Source organism: Streptomyces sp. NPDC054866, assembly GCF_053610745.1.
This window is the reverse complement of sequence record NZ_JBSGZA010000002.1, coordinates 329438-343195: the sequence shown is the minus strand read 5'-3', so window position 1 is coordinate 343195 and position 13758 is coordinate 329438. Positions and strand designations below refer to the sequence as shown.

15 protein-coding genes are annotated in these 13758 nt (G+C 71.9%); 9 read left to right on the top strand and 6 right to left on the bottom strand.

Features of this window, described 5'->3' with window-relative positions; translation table 11 throughout:
• The first annotated feature begins 3 nt into the window (after positions 1 to 3).
• The 9 genes from ACWGI2_RS10240 to lgt all read left to right on the top strand — a co-directional run bounded on the left by ACWGI2_RS10240 (position 4) and on the right by lgt (position 6853).
• Positions 4 to 675, top strand: a complete 672-nt coding sequence (locus ACWGI2_RS10240; protein WP_453694886.1) for a TIGR02234 family membrane protein — start codon at positions 4 to 6, stop codon at positions 673 to 675.
• Positions 676 to 794: 119 nt separating this feature from the next.
• Positions 795 to 1034 carry an HGxxPAAW family protein gene (locus tag ACWGI2_RS10235; RefSeq protein WP_453694885.1) on the top strand — a complete coding sequence of 80 codons (240 nt, stop codon included), beginning with the start codon at positions 795 to 797 and terminating at the stop codon, positions 1032 to 1034.
• Between the two features lie 96 nt (positions 1035 to 1130).
• On the top strand, positions 1131 to 1574 hold the full coding sequence (locus ACWGI2_RS10230; RefSeq protein ID WP_453395012.1) for a DUF2752 domain-containing protein: 444 nt from the start codon (positions 1131 to 1133) through the stop codon (positions 1572 to 1574).
• A gap of 184 nt (positions 1575 to 1758) precedes the next feature.
• A complete protein-coding gene (gene trpC, locus ACWGI2_RS10225; RefSeq protein ID WP_453395011.1) occupies positions 1759 to 2568 on the top strand; it encodes an indole-3-glycerol phosphate synthase TrpC in 810 nt (269 codons plus the stop codon).
• 9 nt (positions 2569 to 2577) lie between these two features.
• Entirely contained in the window at positions 2578 to 2736 is a 159-nt protein-coding gene (gene trpM / locus ACWGI2_RS10220) for a tryptophan biosynthesis modulator TrpM (protein WP_453694884.1), read from the top strand.
• Between the two features lie 139 nt (positions 2737 to 2875).
• Positions 2876 to 4162, top strand: coding sequence for a tryptophan synthase subunit beta (gene trpB / locus ACWGI2_RS10215; RefSeq protein ID WP_453694883.1), 1287 nt, complete (start codon positions 2876 to 2878; stop codon positions 4160 to 4162).
• On the top strand, positions 4159 to 4974 hold the full coding sequence (gene trpA / locus ACWGI2_RS10210; RefSeq protein ID WP_453395009.1) for a tryptophan synthase subunit alpha: 816 nt from the start codon (positions 4159 to 4161) through the stop codon (positions 4972 to 4974). The genes trpB and trpA overlap by 4 nt, the downstream gene beginning before the upstream one ends.
• A gap of 63 nt (positions 4975 to 5037) precedes the next feature.
• Positions 5038 to 5814 carry a DsbA family protein gene (locus tag ACWGI2_RS10205; protein WP_453694882.1) on the top strand — a complete coding sequence of 259 codons (777 nt, stop codon included), beginning with the start codon at positions 5038 to 5040 and terminating at the stop codon, positions 5812 to 5814.
• A gap of 112 nt (positions 5815 to 5926) precedes the next feature.
• On the top strand, positions 5927 to 6853 hold the full coding sequence (gene lgt, locus ACWGI2_RS10200; RefSeq protein ID WP_453694881.1) for a prolipoprotein diacylglyceryl transferase: 927 nt from the start codon (positions 5927 to 5929) through the stop codon (positions 6851 to 6853).
• A 68-nt stretch (positions 6854 to 6921) separates the two neighbouring features.
• Here lgt and ACWGI2_RS10195 read toward each other — a convergent pair whose 3' ends face one another.
• Genes ACWGI2_RS10195 through ACWGI2_RS10170 form a run of 6 tightly spaced genes read right to left on the bottom strand, consistent with a single transcriptional unit; the run spans position 6922 to position 13686 of the window.
• Positions 6922 to 7755, bottom strand: coding sequence for an HpcH/HpaI aldolase/citrate lyase family protein (locus ACWGI2_RS10195; protein WP_453694880.1), 834 nt, complete (start codon positions 7753 to 7755; stop codon positions 6922 to 6924).
• The gene (locus tag ACWGI2_RS10190) at positions 7752 to 8951 is read right to left on the bottom strand and encodes a CaiB/BaiF CoA transferase family protein (protein ID WP_453694879.1); all 1200 of its coding nucleotides are present in this window, start codon (positions 8949 to 8951) and stop codon (positions 7752 to 7754) included. The genes ACWGI2_RS10195 and ACWGI2_RS10190 overlap by 4 nt, the downstream gene beginning before the upstream one ends.
• Positions 8948 to 9871, bottom strand: coding sequence for a ribokinase (gene rbsK / locus ACWGI2_RS10185; RefSeq protein WP_453694878.1), 924 nt, complete (start codon positions 9869 to 9871; stop codon positions 8948 to 8950). Before rbsK ends, ACWGI2_RS10190 begins: the two co-directional genes overlap by 4 nt.
• A complete protein-coding gene (locus tag ACWGI2_RS10180; protein WP_453694877.1) occupies positions 9868 to 11274 on the bottom strand; it encodes an ADP-ribosylglycohydrolase family protein in 1407 nt (468 codons plus the stop codon). The genes rbsK and ACWGI2_RS10180 overlap by 4 nt, the downstream gene beginning before the upstream one ends.
• The gene (locus ACWGI2_RS10175; protein ID WP_453395002.1) at positions 11271 to 12434 is read right to left on the bottom strand and encodes an ADP-ribosylglycohydrolase family protein; all 1164 of its coding nucleotides are present in this window, start codon (positions 12432 to 12434) and stop codon (positions 11271 to 11273) included. Before ACWGI2_RS10175 ends, ACWGI2_RS10180 begins: the two co-directional genes overlap by 4 nt.
• Complete coding sequence (locus ACWGI2_RS10170; RefSeq protein ID WP_453694876.1) at positions 12394 to 13686, bottom strand: ADP-ribosylglycohydrolase family protein; 1293 nt, start codon at positions 13684 to 13686, stop codon at positions 12394 to 12396. Before ACWGI2_RS10170 ends, ACWGI2_RS10175 begins: the two co-directional genes overlap by 41 nt.
• Positions 13687 to 13758: the final 72 nt, after the last annotated feature.

Genomic DNA, 13758 nt, shown 5'->3' with positions numbered 1-13758 from the left:
GGGGTGACTTCTGCCGTACCACCGCCCCGCACCCAGGCCGCCGACGCCGCAGAGGCCGACGCCGGGCCCGAGACCCGGGCCCAGCGCAGCGGTCGGCGCAGCATCGCCCTCGCCCTGCTGTCCGGCGCGGTCGGCGCGGCCCTCGCGCTGCTCGCGTCCCGCCAGACCTGGGCGAAGGGCACCGCTTCGGTCGCGGGCGGCGACCTGCCGCTGAGCGCCACGGGCAGCGACGTCACGGGCGTGCCCGCGGCCCTGGCGATAGTGGGGCTCGCCGCGCTCGTCGCCGTCTTCGCCGTCCGCAAGGCCGGACGGATGCTCGTCTCGCTGCTGCTCGCGCTGAGCGGCGCGGGCACCGTGGCCGCCGCCCTCCTCGCCGCGAACGACAGCGGCGCGCTCGACGAGAAGGCAGCCGAGGCCTCCGGCGACACCGCAGCCACGATCGGTGACCTCAGCCACACGGCCTGGCCGTACGCCGCGGCCGCCGCCGGCGCGCTGATCCTGATCGCCGGTCTTCTCGCCCTGACGTACGGCAGGTCCTGGCCCGCGATGTCGGGACGCTACGAACGCGACGGCGCCCCGCGCCCGCGCAAGGCGCCGCCCAAGGTCGACCCGGACCGCCCCGAAGACCTGTGGAAGGCCCTCGACCGCGGCGAGGACCCGACGCGCGAGGCATGAGACCCCGCGCTCAAGGCACCCGCGCGCGTACGGGACAATGGAACGGTGAGCGTTCGGCTCACCCCACGCATCACCACCACGCATACAGCCACCACGCATACAGCAATGAGGAGCAAGTCATGGCGGGCACGAGCCACGGACACACCCCGGCCGCCTGGACCGGTGTCATCATCGCCTTCATCGGTTTCTGCGTTTCGGGTGCCTTCATGGTGATGGCCAACCCGATGGGCTTCTGGGCCGGCATGGTCATCGTCGCCGCCGGTGGCGTCGTGGGCATGGTCATGCGCGCCGCGGGCCTCGGCCAGGCCAAGCGCAGCGCGCAGCCGCAGACGGGACAGCTCGCGCACTCCGAGGGCTGAGCCTCACCGACGTACGCAGGAGGCGGTCCCGGCAGGTGCCGGGACCGCCTCCTTTCGCGTTGCCTTGCCGGGCGGAGGCGGCCGCCGAAGGGCACAATGCATCGGGTGAACGCTGAACCCGAGAGCGCGGCACCACCCGCCGGCACCGCACTGCGGCGCCTCGCCGTGCCCCTCGGAGTGCTCGGCCCGGTGATCGCCGCCTTCGCCTACGTCGGGACGGTCGACCCGAACGAGCCCGGCCACTACCCCGCCTGCCCGCTGCTCCAGCTCACCGGCGTGTTCTGCCCCGGCTGCGGCGGACTGCGCAGCGCCCACGCCGTCGTCCACGGCGACCTCACCACGGCACTCGGCGCCAACGCCCTCGCTGTCGTCGGATACGGCGTCTTCGCGGTCCTGTGGACCCTCTGGGCGGCCCGCGCGGCGCGCGGACGACGGCTGCGGATCGAGTTGGGGCCCGCACAGCTGTACGGGATCGGGGTGCTGATCGCGGTTTTCACCCTCGTACGCAATCTGCCGTTCGGGGCATGGCTGCATCCCTGAATGCCGAGAAAGCCCAGGCAGTGGGGCCATCGGGTGTCCAGGACGTGGGATTGGCGTCAACCGGATGCGGGGCCTTCGCCCTCCTGCGGATACCATCGCAGTGACCATCGGAATGCCGGATGAGGCAGCCGAACAGCTTGAGGTTCAAACAGCAGCTTCACCGTCAGGGAAGGGGGCCGCTCGCGTGAGTGTGCTCGACGAGATCATCGACGGAGTCCGTGCCGACCTCGCGGAACGGCAGGCGCGCGTCAGCCTCGACGAGCTCAAGGAGCGCGCGGCGAAGGCTCCTGCGGCCAAGGACGGGGTCGCCGCGCTGCGTGGCGACGGCGTCAAGGTCATCTGCGAGGTCAAGCGCTCGAGCCCGTCCAAGGGCGCGCTCGCCGCGATCGCCGACCCGGCCGGGCTCGCCGCCGACTACGAGGCGGGCGGCGCCGCCGTCATCTCCGTGCTCACCGAGCAGCGCCGCTTCGGCGGTTCGCTCGCCGACCTGGAGGCCGTCCGGGCCAGGGTCGACATCCCGGTGCTCCGCAAGGACTTCATCGTCACGTCGTACCAGCTCTGGGAGGCCAGGGCCTACGGCGCCGACCTCGCCCTGCTCATCGTGGCCGCCCTGGAGCAGCCCGCCCTGGAGTCGCTCATCGAGCGCGCCCATTCGATCGGCCTCACGCCGATCGTCGAGGTGCACGACGAGGACGAGGCCGAGCGTGCCGTGGACGCGGGCGCGCGGGTCATCGGCGTCAACAACCGCGACCTCAAGACCCTCAAGGTCGACCGCTCCACCTTCGAGCGCGTGGCTCCCGAGCTGCCGGACAGCGTCGTCAAGATCGCCGAGTCCGGTGTGCGCGGGCCGCACGACCTCATCGCCTTCGCCAACGCGGGCGCCGACGCGGTGCTCGTGGGCGAGTCCCTGGTGACCGGCCGCGACCCGAAGGGCGCGGTCTCCGACCTCGTCGCCGCGGGCGCGCACCCGGCTCTCCGCCACGGGCGGAGCTGACCCCTCCCCATGTCCATCGCCGTCCGCCTCGCACCCGGCTGCCGCCCTCGCGGCTGCCGGGCGCCTGCGCGGCGCGTGCGGGGCCGTCGGGTGCGGTACCACATCGGCGCGGAGCCGGGGCAGATCCCTGGGATGCGATGGCGGAGCGGCGCCTTGTGCGCCGCCTGAACTGAAGGGCCCCGCGCCGTTGTCGGCCAGGGTTTCGTCGCGCCTGCGGCCCGTCCTGGGCTTGTCGCGCAGTTCCCCGCGCCCCTGACGGGGCGCACCACCGCCCGTCGTCATCGCCAGTCCTGACAAGGATCCAGCCATGCCCAGCGAGTTCTTCATCCCGGACCCCGAAGGCCAAATCCCCACCGCCGAGGGCTACTTCGGCGCATTCGGCGGCAAATTCATCCCGGAGGCCCTCGTCGCCGCCGTGGACGAAGTCGCCGTCGAGTACGAGAAGGCCAAGAACGACCCGGCCTTCGCCGCCGAGCTCGACGACCTCCTGGTCAACTACACCGGCCGCCCCAGCAGCCTCACCGAAGTGCCCCGGTTCGCCGAGCACGCCGGCGGCGCGCGGATCTTCCTCAAGCGCGAGGACCTGAACCACACCGGATCGCACAAGATCAACAACGTGCTCGGTCAGGCCCTGCTCACCAAGCGCATGGGCAAGACCCGCGTCATCGCGGAGACCGGCGCCGGACAGCACGGCGTCGCCACCGCCACCGCCTGCGCGCTCTTCGGCCTCGAATGCACCATCTACATGGGCGAGATCGACACCGAGCGCCAGGCCCTGAACGTGGCCCGCATGCGCATGCTCGGCGCCGAGGTCATCGCCGTGAAGTCCGGCAGCCGCACCCTGAAGGACGCCATCAACGAGGCGTTCCGGGACTGGGTCGCCAACGTCGACCGCACGCACTACCTCTTCGGGACCGTGGCGGGCCCGCACCCCTTCCCCGCCATGGTGCGCGACTTCCACCGCGTCATCGGGGTGGAGGCGCGGCGCCAGATCCTGGAGCGCGCGGGACGGCTGCCCGACGCCGCCGTCGCGTGCGTGGGCGGCGGTTCGAACGCCATCGGCCTCTTCCACGCCTTCATCCCGGACGCCGGAGTCCGGCTCATCGGGTGCGAGCCCGCGGGCCACGGCGTCGAGACCGGTGAGCACGCGGCCACGCTGACCGCCGGAGAGCCGGGCATCCTGCACGGCTCGCGGTCGTACGTCCTCCAGGACGAGGAAGGGCAGATCACCGAGCCCTACTCGATCTCCGCCGGACTCGACTACCCGGGCATCGGCCCCGAGCACGCCTACCTCAAGGACAGCGGCCGCGGCGAGTACCGCGCCGTCACCGACGACGCGGCCATGCAGGCCCTGCGCCTCCTGTCGCGCACCGAGGGCATCATCCCGGCCATCGAGAGCGCCCACGCGCTCGCCGGGGCTCTTGAGGTCGGCAAGGAGCTCGGCAAGGACGGGCTGCTGATCATCAACCTGTCCGGGCGCGGCGACAAGGACATGGACACGGCCGCCCGCTACTTCGGCCTGTACGACACGGACGCCGCCGTCGAGGCGGACGCGGGCAACGGCGCCGCGGAGATCGAGGGGGACGCCAAGTGAGCGGCAACATCCAACTGCTGGACGACACCCTCGCGGCCGCCAAGGCCGAGGGACGCTCCGCCCTCATCGCCTACCTCCCGGCCGGGTTCCCGACCGTGGACGGCGGCATCGCGGCGATCAAGGCCGTCTTCGACGGCGGCGCCGACGTGGTCGAGGTCGGTCTCCCGCACAGTGACCCGGTCCTCGACGGCCCCGTCATCCAGACCGCCGACGACATCGCGCTCAAGGCGGGCCTGAAGATCGCCGACGTGATGCGCACGGTCCGCGAGGCCCACGCGGCGACCGGCAAGCCGGTGCTGGTCATGACGTACTGGAACCCGATCGACCGCTACGGCATCGAGCGCTTCACCGCCGAGCTCGCCGACGCGGGCGGCGCCGGGTGCATCCTGCCCGACCTGCCCGTCCAGGAGTCGGCGACCTGGAGGGAGCACGCCGAGAAGCACGGCCTCGCGACGGTCTTCGTCGTCGCGCCGAGCAGCAAGGACGAGCGCCTCGCCACCATCACGGCGGCCGGTTCCGGCTTCGTGTACGCGGCCTCGCTGATGGGCGTCACGGGCACCCGTGAGTCCGTCGGTGAGCAGGCGCAGGAACTGGTGCGGCGCACCAAGGCCACCACCGACCTGCCGGTCTGCGTCGGCCTCGGCGTCTCGAACGCCAAGCAGGCCGCCGAGGTCGCGGGCTTCGCCGACGGCGTGATCGTCGGCTCGGCCTTCGTGCAGCGGCTGCTGGACGCCGAGGACGAGGCTTCGGGCCTGGCCGCCGTCCGGGCGCTCGCGGGTGACCTCGCCCAGGGAGTTCGCGGCAACGCGTAACTCGTACGGGTGGACCTGGGACCGGGGAGGCATGCTCGTGCCTCCCCGGTTCGTTGGCGGGGTGTGAGCGAGAAGAACCGTGAGGGAAAGCGCGCGGCCCGCGACCGGCTGGCGGAAGAGCGAGAGCGGCAGAAGTCGCGGGACAAGCAGCGCAGGGTGTTGATCGTGAGTGCCGCCGTCGTGGGCGTGCTCGCGCTCGCCGCCGTGGCCGGTCTGGTCGCTGCCAACTCGGGTGACGACAAGGACACTTCGGGTCCCTTGTCCGTCCCCAAGGGGGCGACCGGCGAGGATCAGCTCGCCATCCCCGTCGGCAAGGCCGGCGCCAAGTCCACCCTCACCATCTGGGAGGACTTCCGCTGCCCCGCCTGCAAGCAGTTCGAGGACATGTATCGAAAGACGATCCACGAGCTCACCGGCAAGGGCCAGCTCAAGGTCGAGTACCACCTGGCGACGATCATCGACGGGAACATGGGCGGCAGCGGTTCCTTGCGCGCGGCCAACGCCGCGGCCTGCGCCCAGGACGCCGGGAAGTTCACCCCGTACCACGACGTGCTGTTCATGAACCAACCCCCGGAAGCGGACGACGCGTTCAGCAAGAACAGCAAGCTGATCGAGCTCGCGGGCAAGGTGGACGGGCTCGTGAACGACACCTTCAAGAAGTGCGTGGACGACGGCAAGCACGACAGCTGGGCCCAGAAGTCGAACAAGGCCTTCCAGGAAGCGGGCCTCCAGGGCACACCGAGCGTGCTGCTCGACGGAAAGAACATCTTCGCCGACCAGAAGAACCCGCTGACCCCGGCGAAGCTGAAGGCGAAGGTCGAGGAAGCCAACAGGGGCTAGCCGCCTCCCGGAACGGGGCTCCTTTTCGGGCCCCGCCCGGAGGCCCTGTTATGGAGACGTAGCCGGGCTGGTTGCCTCGGGCACCACCCGGCACGGTAGCGTCGGACCTGCCATGGACCTTGCCTTCATTCCCAGCCCGTCGCGCGGTGTGGTCGAACTCGGACCCATTCCGCTGCGCGGCTACGCGTTCTGCATCATCATCGGCGTCTTCGTCGCCGTCTGGCTCGGCAACAAGCGGTGGATCGCTCGCGGGGGCCGCCCAGGCACCGTGGCCGACATCTCCGTCTGGGCCGTGCCGTTCGGCCTCGTCGGCGGGCGTCTCTACCACGTGATCACGGACTATCAGCTGTACTTCAGCGATGGCCGTGACTGGGTGGACGCCTTCAAGATCTGGGAGGGCGGCCTCGGTATCTGGGGCGCGATCGCGTTCGGCGCGGTCGGTGCCTGGATCGGCTGTCGCCGGCGCGGCATTCCGCTGCCGGCCTGGGCCGACGCCCTCGCCCCCGGCATCGCCTTCGCCCAGGCGATCGGCCGCTGGGGCAACTGGTTCAACCAGGAGCTGTACGGCAAGGCCACGGATCTGCCGTGGGCGCTGAAGATCACGTCGGCGGAGGACGGCCGGGTGCCCGGCACGTACCACCCGACGTTCCTCTACGAGTCCCTCTGGTGCATCGGCGTCGGCTTCCTCGTCATCTGGGCCGACCGCCGCTTCAAGCTGGGACACGGCCGTGCGTTCGCGCTGTACGTCGCGTCGTACTGCGCCGGTCGCGGCTGGATCGAGTACATGCGGGTCGACGACGCGCACCACGTGCTCGGACTGCGCCTGAACGTGTGGACCGCCATCGCGGTGTTCGTGCTCGCCGTCGTCTACTTCGTGCTCTCCGCGAAGAAGCGCCCCGGGCGCGAGGAGATCGTCGAGCCTGTGCCTGACGGCGAGGAGTCCTCGGACGACGCGTCACCCAAGGATGAGGACAAGGCCGAGGACGACGGGGACAAGGGCAAGGACGGCGCCGGAGCCGAGTCCGCCAAGAAAGGCTGAGGGCTGACACGCTCCTCTGCTACGTACGTCGATGGGGCCGCCGGATCACCGATCCGGCGGCCCCATCGCTATGGGCACCGCCGTGCGAGTGCCAGGACCCGCCGCGCGCCGTCCACCACAGCCTTGTCCACGAACGTGCCGTCCGGGAGGGCCAAGGCGCCCGCCTCCGTCGTGGACGCCTTGACGATCTGCTCGGCGTGGTCGATCTCCTCCGGGGTGGGGAGGTAGGCGCGTTCGATGGCCGGGAGCTGGCGGGGGTGGATCGCGGCGCGGCCCAGGAAGCCCAGGGAACGGCCGTGCGCGCAGGATGCCGCCAGGCCCTGGAGGTCGCGGATGTCGGCGTACACCGACTGCGCGGGCGGTACGAGGCCCGCGGCCCGTGCGGCCACCACCACGCGCGCGCGGGACCAGTCGAGGCCCGCGTCGTCACGTACACCGAGGTCCGCGCGGAGGTCCGCCTCGCCGAGGGAGAGCCCGTGCAGGGCCGGGTGCGCGGTGGCGATGGCGAAGGCGTGCTCCAGGCCGACGGCTGATTCGATCAGGGCGTGCAGGGCGGGGGCGCCGCCGTCCGCCGGGGCCGACCGCTCCGCGACGCGCACGACGTCGGCGGGGCAGGTCACCTTGGGCAGGCGAAGACCGGAGACCCCGGGGAGGTGCGCGACCGCCCCGAGGTCGGCGGCGGCCAGAGGGCTGTCCAGGGCGTTCACTCGGACGTGGACCGGGACGGCGGGGGGTTCGGAGAGCAGCTCGGCCGTCGCCGCGCGCGCGTACTCCTTGCGGTCAGGGGCGACCGCGTCCTCCAAGTCGACGATGACGACATCGGCGCCCGCGAGCAGCGCCTTCGCCACCACGGACGGCCGGTCCCCGGGCGCGTACAGCCAGGTCAGAGGAGTGTCCTTCACAGTGCGCCCTCCTTGCGCAGCCCCGCGATCTCCCCTTCCGTCAGGCCGAGTTCGGTCAGGACCTCCGCCGTGTCCGCTCCATGCGGGCGGCCCGCCCAGCCGATCGAGCCCGGCGTCTCGGAGAGGCGGAAGAGGACGTTCTGCATGCGCAGCGGGCCGAGCTCCGGGTCATCGACCGTGGTGACGGTGTTCAGGGCCGCGTACTGGGGATCGGTCATGACGTCGCGTACGTCCTGGATGGGAGCGACCGCCGCCTCCGCCTTCTCGAAGGCCTCGATCACCTCGGCGCGGGTGTGCAGGGCGATCCAGCCGCCGACCGCGCCGTCGAGCTCGTCCGCGTGGGCCGCGCGGTCCGCGCCTGACGTGAACCAGGGCTCGGAGATCAGCTCCGGGCGGCCCACCAGGCGCATCACGCGCTCAGCGATCGACTGGGCAGAAGTAGAGACGGCGACCCAACTGCCGTCCGCCGTACGGTAGGTGTTGCGGGGCGCGTTGTTGGTGGAGCGGTTGCCGGTGCGGGGCTGCACATGGCCCAGCTGGTCGTACCAGGTCGGCTGCGGGCCGAGGACCGTGAGGATCGGCTCGATGATCGCCATGTCCACCACCTGGCCCTTGCCCGTCCGGTCACGGGCCGCGAGCGCCGTCATCACCGCGTACGCCGTCGCGAGCCCCGCGATCGAGTCGGCGAGGCCGAAGGGCGGCAGGGTCGGCGGCCCGTCCGGCTCGCCCGTGATCGCGGCGAAACCGCTCATCGCCTCCGCGAGGGTGCCGAAGCCGGGGCGGCGGGAGTACGGGCCGAACTGGCCGAAGCCCGTGACGCGGGTCAGGACGAGCCGGGGGTTCGCCGCGCTCAGCTCCTCCCAGCCCAGGTCCCACTTCTCCAACGTCCCCGGGCGGAAGTTCTCGACGACCACGTCTGCCGTGGCGGCCAGGCGCAGCAGGGTCTCGCGGCCGCCGGGCGTGGAGAGATCGAGCGTCATCGTGCGCTTGTTGCGGCCAAGGATCTTCCACCAGAGGCCGACGCCGTCCTTCGACGGGCCGTGCCCACGGGACGGATCTGGCTTTCGCGGATGCTCGACCTTGATGACCTCCGCGCCGAAGTCGCCGAGCATCGTGGCGGCGAGCGGGCCCGCGAAGAGCGTCGCCAGGTCGAGGACGCGGAGGCCGGTGAGGGGTGCCGGTGCCGGTGCCGTCATGACGTGGTGCCGTTCGTCCGGGAGCCGTTCGCCTGGGTGTCGATCTCGGAGCGGAACGGCATGGACGCCGACGCCCCCGGGCGCTGGACGGAGAGCGCGGCGGCCGACGACGCCCACGTGAGCGCGTCCTGCACGGAGCCGCCCTCGGCGAGGGCCACCGCGAGGGTGCCGACGAAGGTGTCGCCCGCGCCGGTGGTGTCCACGGCGGTGACGTGCGGGGCCTCCACCATGACCGGCTCGGCGCCTCTGGTCGCGTACAGGCTGCCGCGCGAGCCGAGCGTGATGACGACTTCGGGGACCTGGGAGAGGAGTGACCTGGCGGCGGCGTGCGGTTCGGTCAGGCCGGTGAGGGTGGCCGCCTCGTGCTCGTTCGGCACCAACAGGTCGATGGAGGCGAGGAGTTCGGAGGGCAGGGGCTGCGCGGGTGCGGGGGTGAGGACGGTGCGTACCCCGTGGCGGCGGGCGGCCTGTGCCGCGGCGAGCACCCCGTCGACCGGGATCTCCAGCTGGAGCAGGAGGGTGTCGGCCGAGGCGATCAGGCCCTCGTCGCCGGGGGCGAGCGCGGTGAGCGTGGCGTTGGCGCCGGGGATGACGACGATCGCGTTGCCGCCCTCGTCGTCGACCACGATGTGCGCGGTGCCGGTGGCCGCGGTGTCGACGGTGCGCAGCAGGTCGGTGTCGACACCGGAGTGTTCGAGCGCGGCGCGCAACTGGGTGCCGAAGGCGTCGGTGCCGACCGCGCCGATCATCGACACGGCGTCGGCGCCCGCGCGGGCCGCGGCGACGGCCTGGTTGGCGCCCTTGCCGCCGGGGAGCGTACGGAACTCGCGCCCGGTGACGGTCTCCCCGCGCTGCGGTGCCTTGGCGACGTACGCGACGAGGTCCATGTTCGTGCTGCCGAGCACGGCGATGTGGGTCATGGGTGGGGTCTCTCCTGGGCGAGTTCGGTGGTGAGGTCGGCGAGGGTGTCGAAGCCGGTACCGTCGAAGCCGGGGACGGAGCTGGCCAGGCGGTTCTTGAGCGGGGCGGTCCAGCGGTCAGGGAGCGAGTCGGGGTGCCCGGCGAGCAGGCCCGCGATCGAGCCCGCGGTCGCGCCGTTCGAGTCGGTGTCCCAGCCGCCGGATACCGCGCGCGTGATGGAGCCGGTGAAGTCGCCGTCGGCGTGGGTGAGGGCGGCGGACAGGAGGGCGGCGTTGGGGATGACGTGTACCCAGTGGTGGTGACCGTAGGCGGCGTGGAGGTCGTCCACGATGTGGTCGAAGTCCCTTGCTGTGCAGCCCAGTTGGATGCCGTAGTGGATCGCGCGGGACAGGCGTGAGTCCTGCGGTACGACGGTGAGGCCCGTGCGGAGGCAGTGGTGGACGTCTCCGGTGCCTGCCGCCGCCTCGGCGATGGTGGCCGCCGCGAACATCGCCCCGTACACGCCGTTGGCGGTGTGGCTGAGGGTCGCGTCGCGGCGGGCCTGGTCGGCGGCGGCCGTGGGTGCGCCCGGGTTCGTCCAGCCGTGGACGTCGGCGCGGATCAGGGCGCCGATCCATTCGCGGAAGGGGTTGTGGTGGGTGGCGGTGTGCGGGGGCTCGATGCCGTTGAGGAGGTTGCGGTAGGCGATGCGTTCCGCTGTGAAGGTGCGGGCCGCGGGGAGCTCGTCCAGCCAGAGCTTTGCCACGTCCGTGGTGGTGAAGGTTTTGCCGTGGCGTTGGAGGAGGCGGAGGTTGAGGAGGGGGTAGTTGAGGTCGTCGTCCTCCGGCATGCCGTCGATGTTCTCGGCGAGGGAGGTTTGCGCGGAGCGTTTGTTCCAGGGGTGGGCTTCCCTTAGCTCCGGGGGGAGGCCCCTTTCCGTGAACCAGGTGGTGAGGGGCCAGTTGCCGGTTGCTTTGGCCAGGCTTCTGATGGCGGCGAGGGGGAGCTTCTCTACTGGTTTGCCCAGTAGGCAGCCTGCTGCTCTGCCTAGCCAGGCGGCGTGTAGGCGGTGACATAGGGCTTCTTTTTCCCCAATCCCACCCCTTCCCGAAACCGCCTGCCGCGGGGGCTCGCTTTTCGGTGCGGGCGGGTGGGTGGCGTTGTGCCCACCCGTTCCGCCCTGCGGAACGCCTGCCCACAACGCGGGCGGCAGCTTGGACAGTTCGTCCATCAGCTGTTGCGCCAAGGCCCGTAGCTGGGGGGAGGGAGGTGTCGGGGAAGCGCCCGCTCTGGCTGGGGCCAAGTGGCCTCCCGCTGTCAGCCAGCGAGAACGTACGGAACGCACGTCCTTTCCCTCCTCCTCCGCCTGGCGGAGTTCGTGGCCCACCAAGTCCTCCGGCTGGACCCAGGTGAGGCGGATCATGGGGTGGCCGTCAGGGTCGCGTATGCCGTCTCGTGGGCGCGGCGGCGGCGTACGTCGCGGGTGAAGATCTCCTGGGTGACCTCCGTGAGCGTCGCCGCGGGGGCGTGCAGGTCCAGGCGGCTCGCCTCCTCGACCGTCTTCGACCACTCAGGCGGGGCGCCCGAGCCCAGCGCGCCCGCGATCGCGCCGCTCATCGTGGCGATGGAGTCGCAGTCGCGGCCGTAGTTGACCGAGCCGAGCACCGTGTGACGGTAGTCGCCGTCGCCCACCAGGAGCATGCCGAGCGCGATCGGCAGTTCCTCGATGGAGTGCAGGCGGGAGGGGCGGCGGGCCCCGAGTGACGGGGCGCGGTAGTCCTGGCCGACCGTGTCGAATGGGGTGACGGCGGTGCGCAGGGGGACGAGCGCGGACTCGAAGTCCCGGTGGTGGGAGGCGACTTCGGCCGCCGAGTCGATCGCGGCCCGTGTTCCGTCCTTCGCGAGGGAGAGTGCGGTGTCGATCACCGAGGTCGGTGTCGCGCCCGGCGCGCAGGCCGCCGCCACCGCCGCCGCGAAGACCGCGGCCGCCTCACGTCCGTACGAGGACTGGTGCGCGCCCGCGATGTCGAGGGCCTCGGCGTACGCGCCCTCCGGGTTCGCGGCGTTGACCAGGCCGACCGGTGCCATGTACATCGCGGCACCGCAGTTGACGATGTTCCCTGTGCCTGCCTCGCGCGGGTCGACGTGGCCGTAGTGGATGCGGGCGACGATCCACTTCTCGGCGAGGAAGAGCCGGTGCAGCGGGATGGCCTCCGTCTCCAGTTCCGGGATCCAGCGGGGGTTCGTCATGAGGTCGGGGACCAGATGGTCGGCGACCGCGTAGGCGTCCAAGTGGTCGCGGACGGCGGCGTACACGCGGATCAGCGCGTGCGTCATCAACGTGTCGTCGGTGACGTGTCCGTCACCCTTGTGGTACGGCGCGATGGGGCGGGCGGTGCGCCAGTGGTCGCCGTTCCAGGGGCCGACGATGCCGTGTACGCGACCGCCGTGCCGTTCGACGATCTGCTCGGGGGAGTAGCCCTCGACGGGGCCGCCCATGGCGTCGCCGACGGCTGCTCCGACCAGGCAGGCGGTGATGCGGTCAGGGAGATCCGGGCCCGTTGGTTCCATTGATGGCGTCATGCCGGAATTGTCCTCCCGGAGTGGTCAGTTCCGTGGCTGCCAGGTGCCCGGCGAGTTCCACCAGGTCGGTGCCCGCGAGACGGGGCAGCGCGCAGCCGGAGAGGGTGCGGCAGGCGTCGCGCCAGGCTTCGGGGATGACGGTGGCCGTGCCGAGCGCGCCGGTCAGCGCGCCGGTCAGGGCGGGGGCGGAGTCGGCGACGCGGGAGAGGCAGGCGGCGGATGGCACCGCGTCACGGATGCGGCCGCGGGCGGCGGTGGTCAGGGCGAGGGCGACCGGGACGGTCTCGGCGGCGGCGATGCCGTAGCTGTAGACGTGGTCGACGATCTGGTGCTCCAGGAGCGGGACGAGACCGAAGGCGCCGTCGTCCTCTGTCGTCTGGGTGCGGGCGAGCTTGACGGCGTGCCAGGCGTTGCGGCCGATCTCGGTGTGCTCGGGCAACTGGGCCAGGGCGGCGTCCACGGTCGCGTCGACGTCGGCGCCGCCGAGCGCCGCCGCGATCGCCGCGGCCATGGCGCGGGCACCGTGCACGCCGTCGCCGTCCTGGGTGTAGCGGGCGTCGAACTCGGCGAGGGCGGCGGCCTGTTCGGGGTCGCCCGGGTGGACGAGGGCGAGGACGCAGGCGCGTACGCAGGCGGCGTCGTCGAAGAAGTGGGGGTTGTCGTGGCCGGTGGCGGGCGGGCGCAGGCCGGTGGCGAGGTTGCCGAGGCCCGCGCGTACGGAGATGCGGGCGCGGAGGGGGAGTACGGCGGACTCGACTTCGGGGGCGCGGGCCGCTGCCGCGGCGATTTCTGCGGCGAGGGTGTTCCAGGCGAGGTCCAGGGCTGCGCGGACCCGGCGGTCCGGGGACAGCTTGGGGTCGAGCGTCCCGTCCGCTGCTCGGAGCAGTGATTCGGCGGTGAAGGCTGCCCATTCGGCGTCGTCGGAGGGGCCGAGGCGGAGGGGTTCCGGGGGTTGGTTGAGGGCGATGGGGACGGGGAGGGTGGTGGTGGCGTTCTGCTCGGCGAAGGTGTCCAGTTCGCGGGTGAGTCTTCGGGTCCACTCGGGCATGCGGGCTGCGCGATGTCTGGCCGCGGGCCAACCGGCGGCGTCGCCCGCCGCGAGCCCTAGGAGGAGGCCTTCGATGCGGGATCCGGTGCCCCAAGGCTGCGGGTGCCAGGGCCCTCCTGGCTGGCCGCCTTGCCGATCGGTACTCAGCATCGGGGCCTGCCCAGGCCCTACTTGCTGACCGCCTCGATCACCAGCACCCGGCATCGTGGGCTGTGCCCACCCTCCCCCACTCTCAACTCCGTTCGAGCGGGGGGACCCCCATCGCCCTGCGGAACG

Excerpts from the sequence above, each read along its gene's own strand:
- ACWGI2_RS10235 (WP_453694885.1), top strand. The coding sequence starts at position 795 with ATGGCGGGCACGAGCCACGGACACACCCCGGCCGCCTGGACCGGTGTC.
- ACWGI2_RS10230 (WP_453395012.1), top strand. The coding sequence starts at position 1,131 with ATGCATCGGGTGAACGCTGAACCCGAGAGCGCGGCACCACCCGCCGGC.
- trpM (WP_453694884.1), top strand. The coding sequence starts at position 2,578 with ATGTCCATCGCCGTCCGCCTCGCACCCGGCTGCCGCCCTCGCGGCTGC.
- trpB (WP_453694883.1), top strand. The coding sequence starts at position 2,876 with ATGCCCAGCGAGTTCTTCATCCCGGACCCCGAAGGCCAAATCCCCACC.
- lgt (WP_453694881.1), top strand. The coding sequence starts at position 5,927 with ATGGACCTTGCCTTCATTCCCAGCCCGTCGCGCGGTGTGGTCGAACTC.
- ACWGI2_RS10190 (WP_453694879.1), bottom strand. The coding sequence starts at position 8,951 with ATGACGGCACCGGCACCGGCACCCCTCACCGGCCTCCGCGTCCTCGAC.
- rbsK (WP_453694878.1), bottom strand. The coding sequence starts at position 9,871 with ATGACCCACATCGCCGTGCTCGGCAGCACGAACATGGACCTCGTCGCG.
- ACWGI2_RS10180 (WP_453694877.1), bottom strand. The coding sequence starts at position 11,274 with ATGATCCGCCTCACCTGGGTCCAGCCGGAGGACTTGGTGGGCCACGAA.
- ACWGI2_RS10175 (WP_453395002.1), bottom strand. The coding sequence starts at position 12,434 with ATGACGCCATCAATGGAACCAACGGGCCCGGATCTCCCTGACCGCATC.
- ACWGI2_RS10170 (WP_453694876.1), bottom strand. The coding sequence starts at position 13,686 with ATGCCGGGTGCTGGTGATCGAGGCGGTCAGCAAGTAGGGCCTGGGCAG.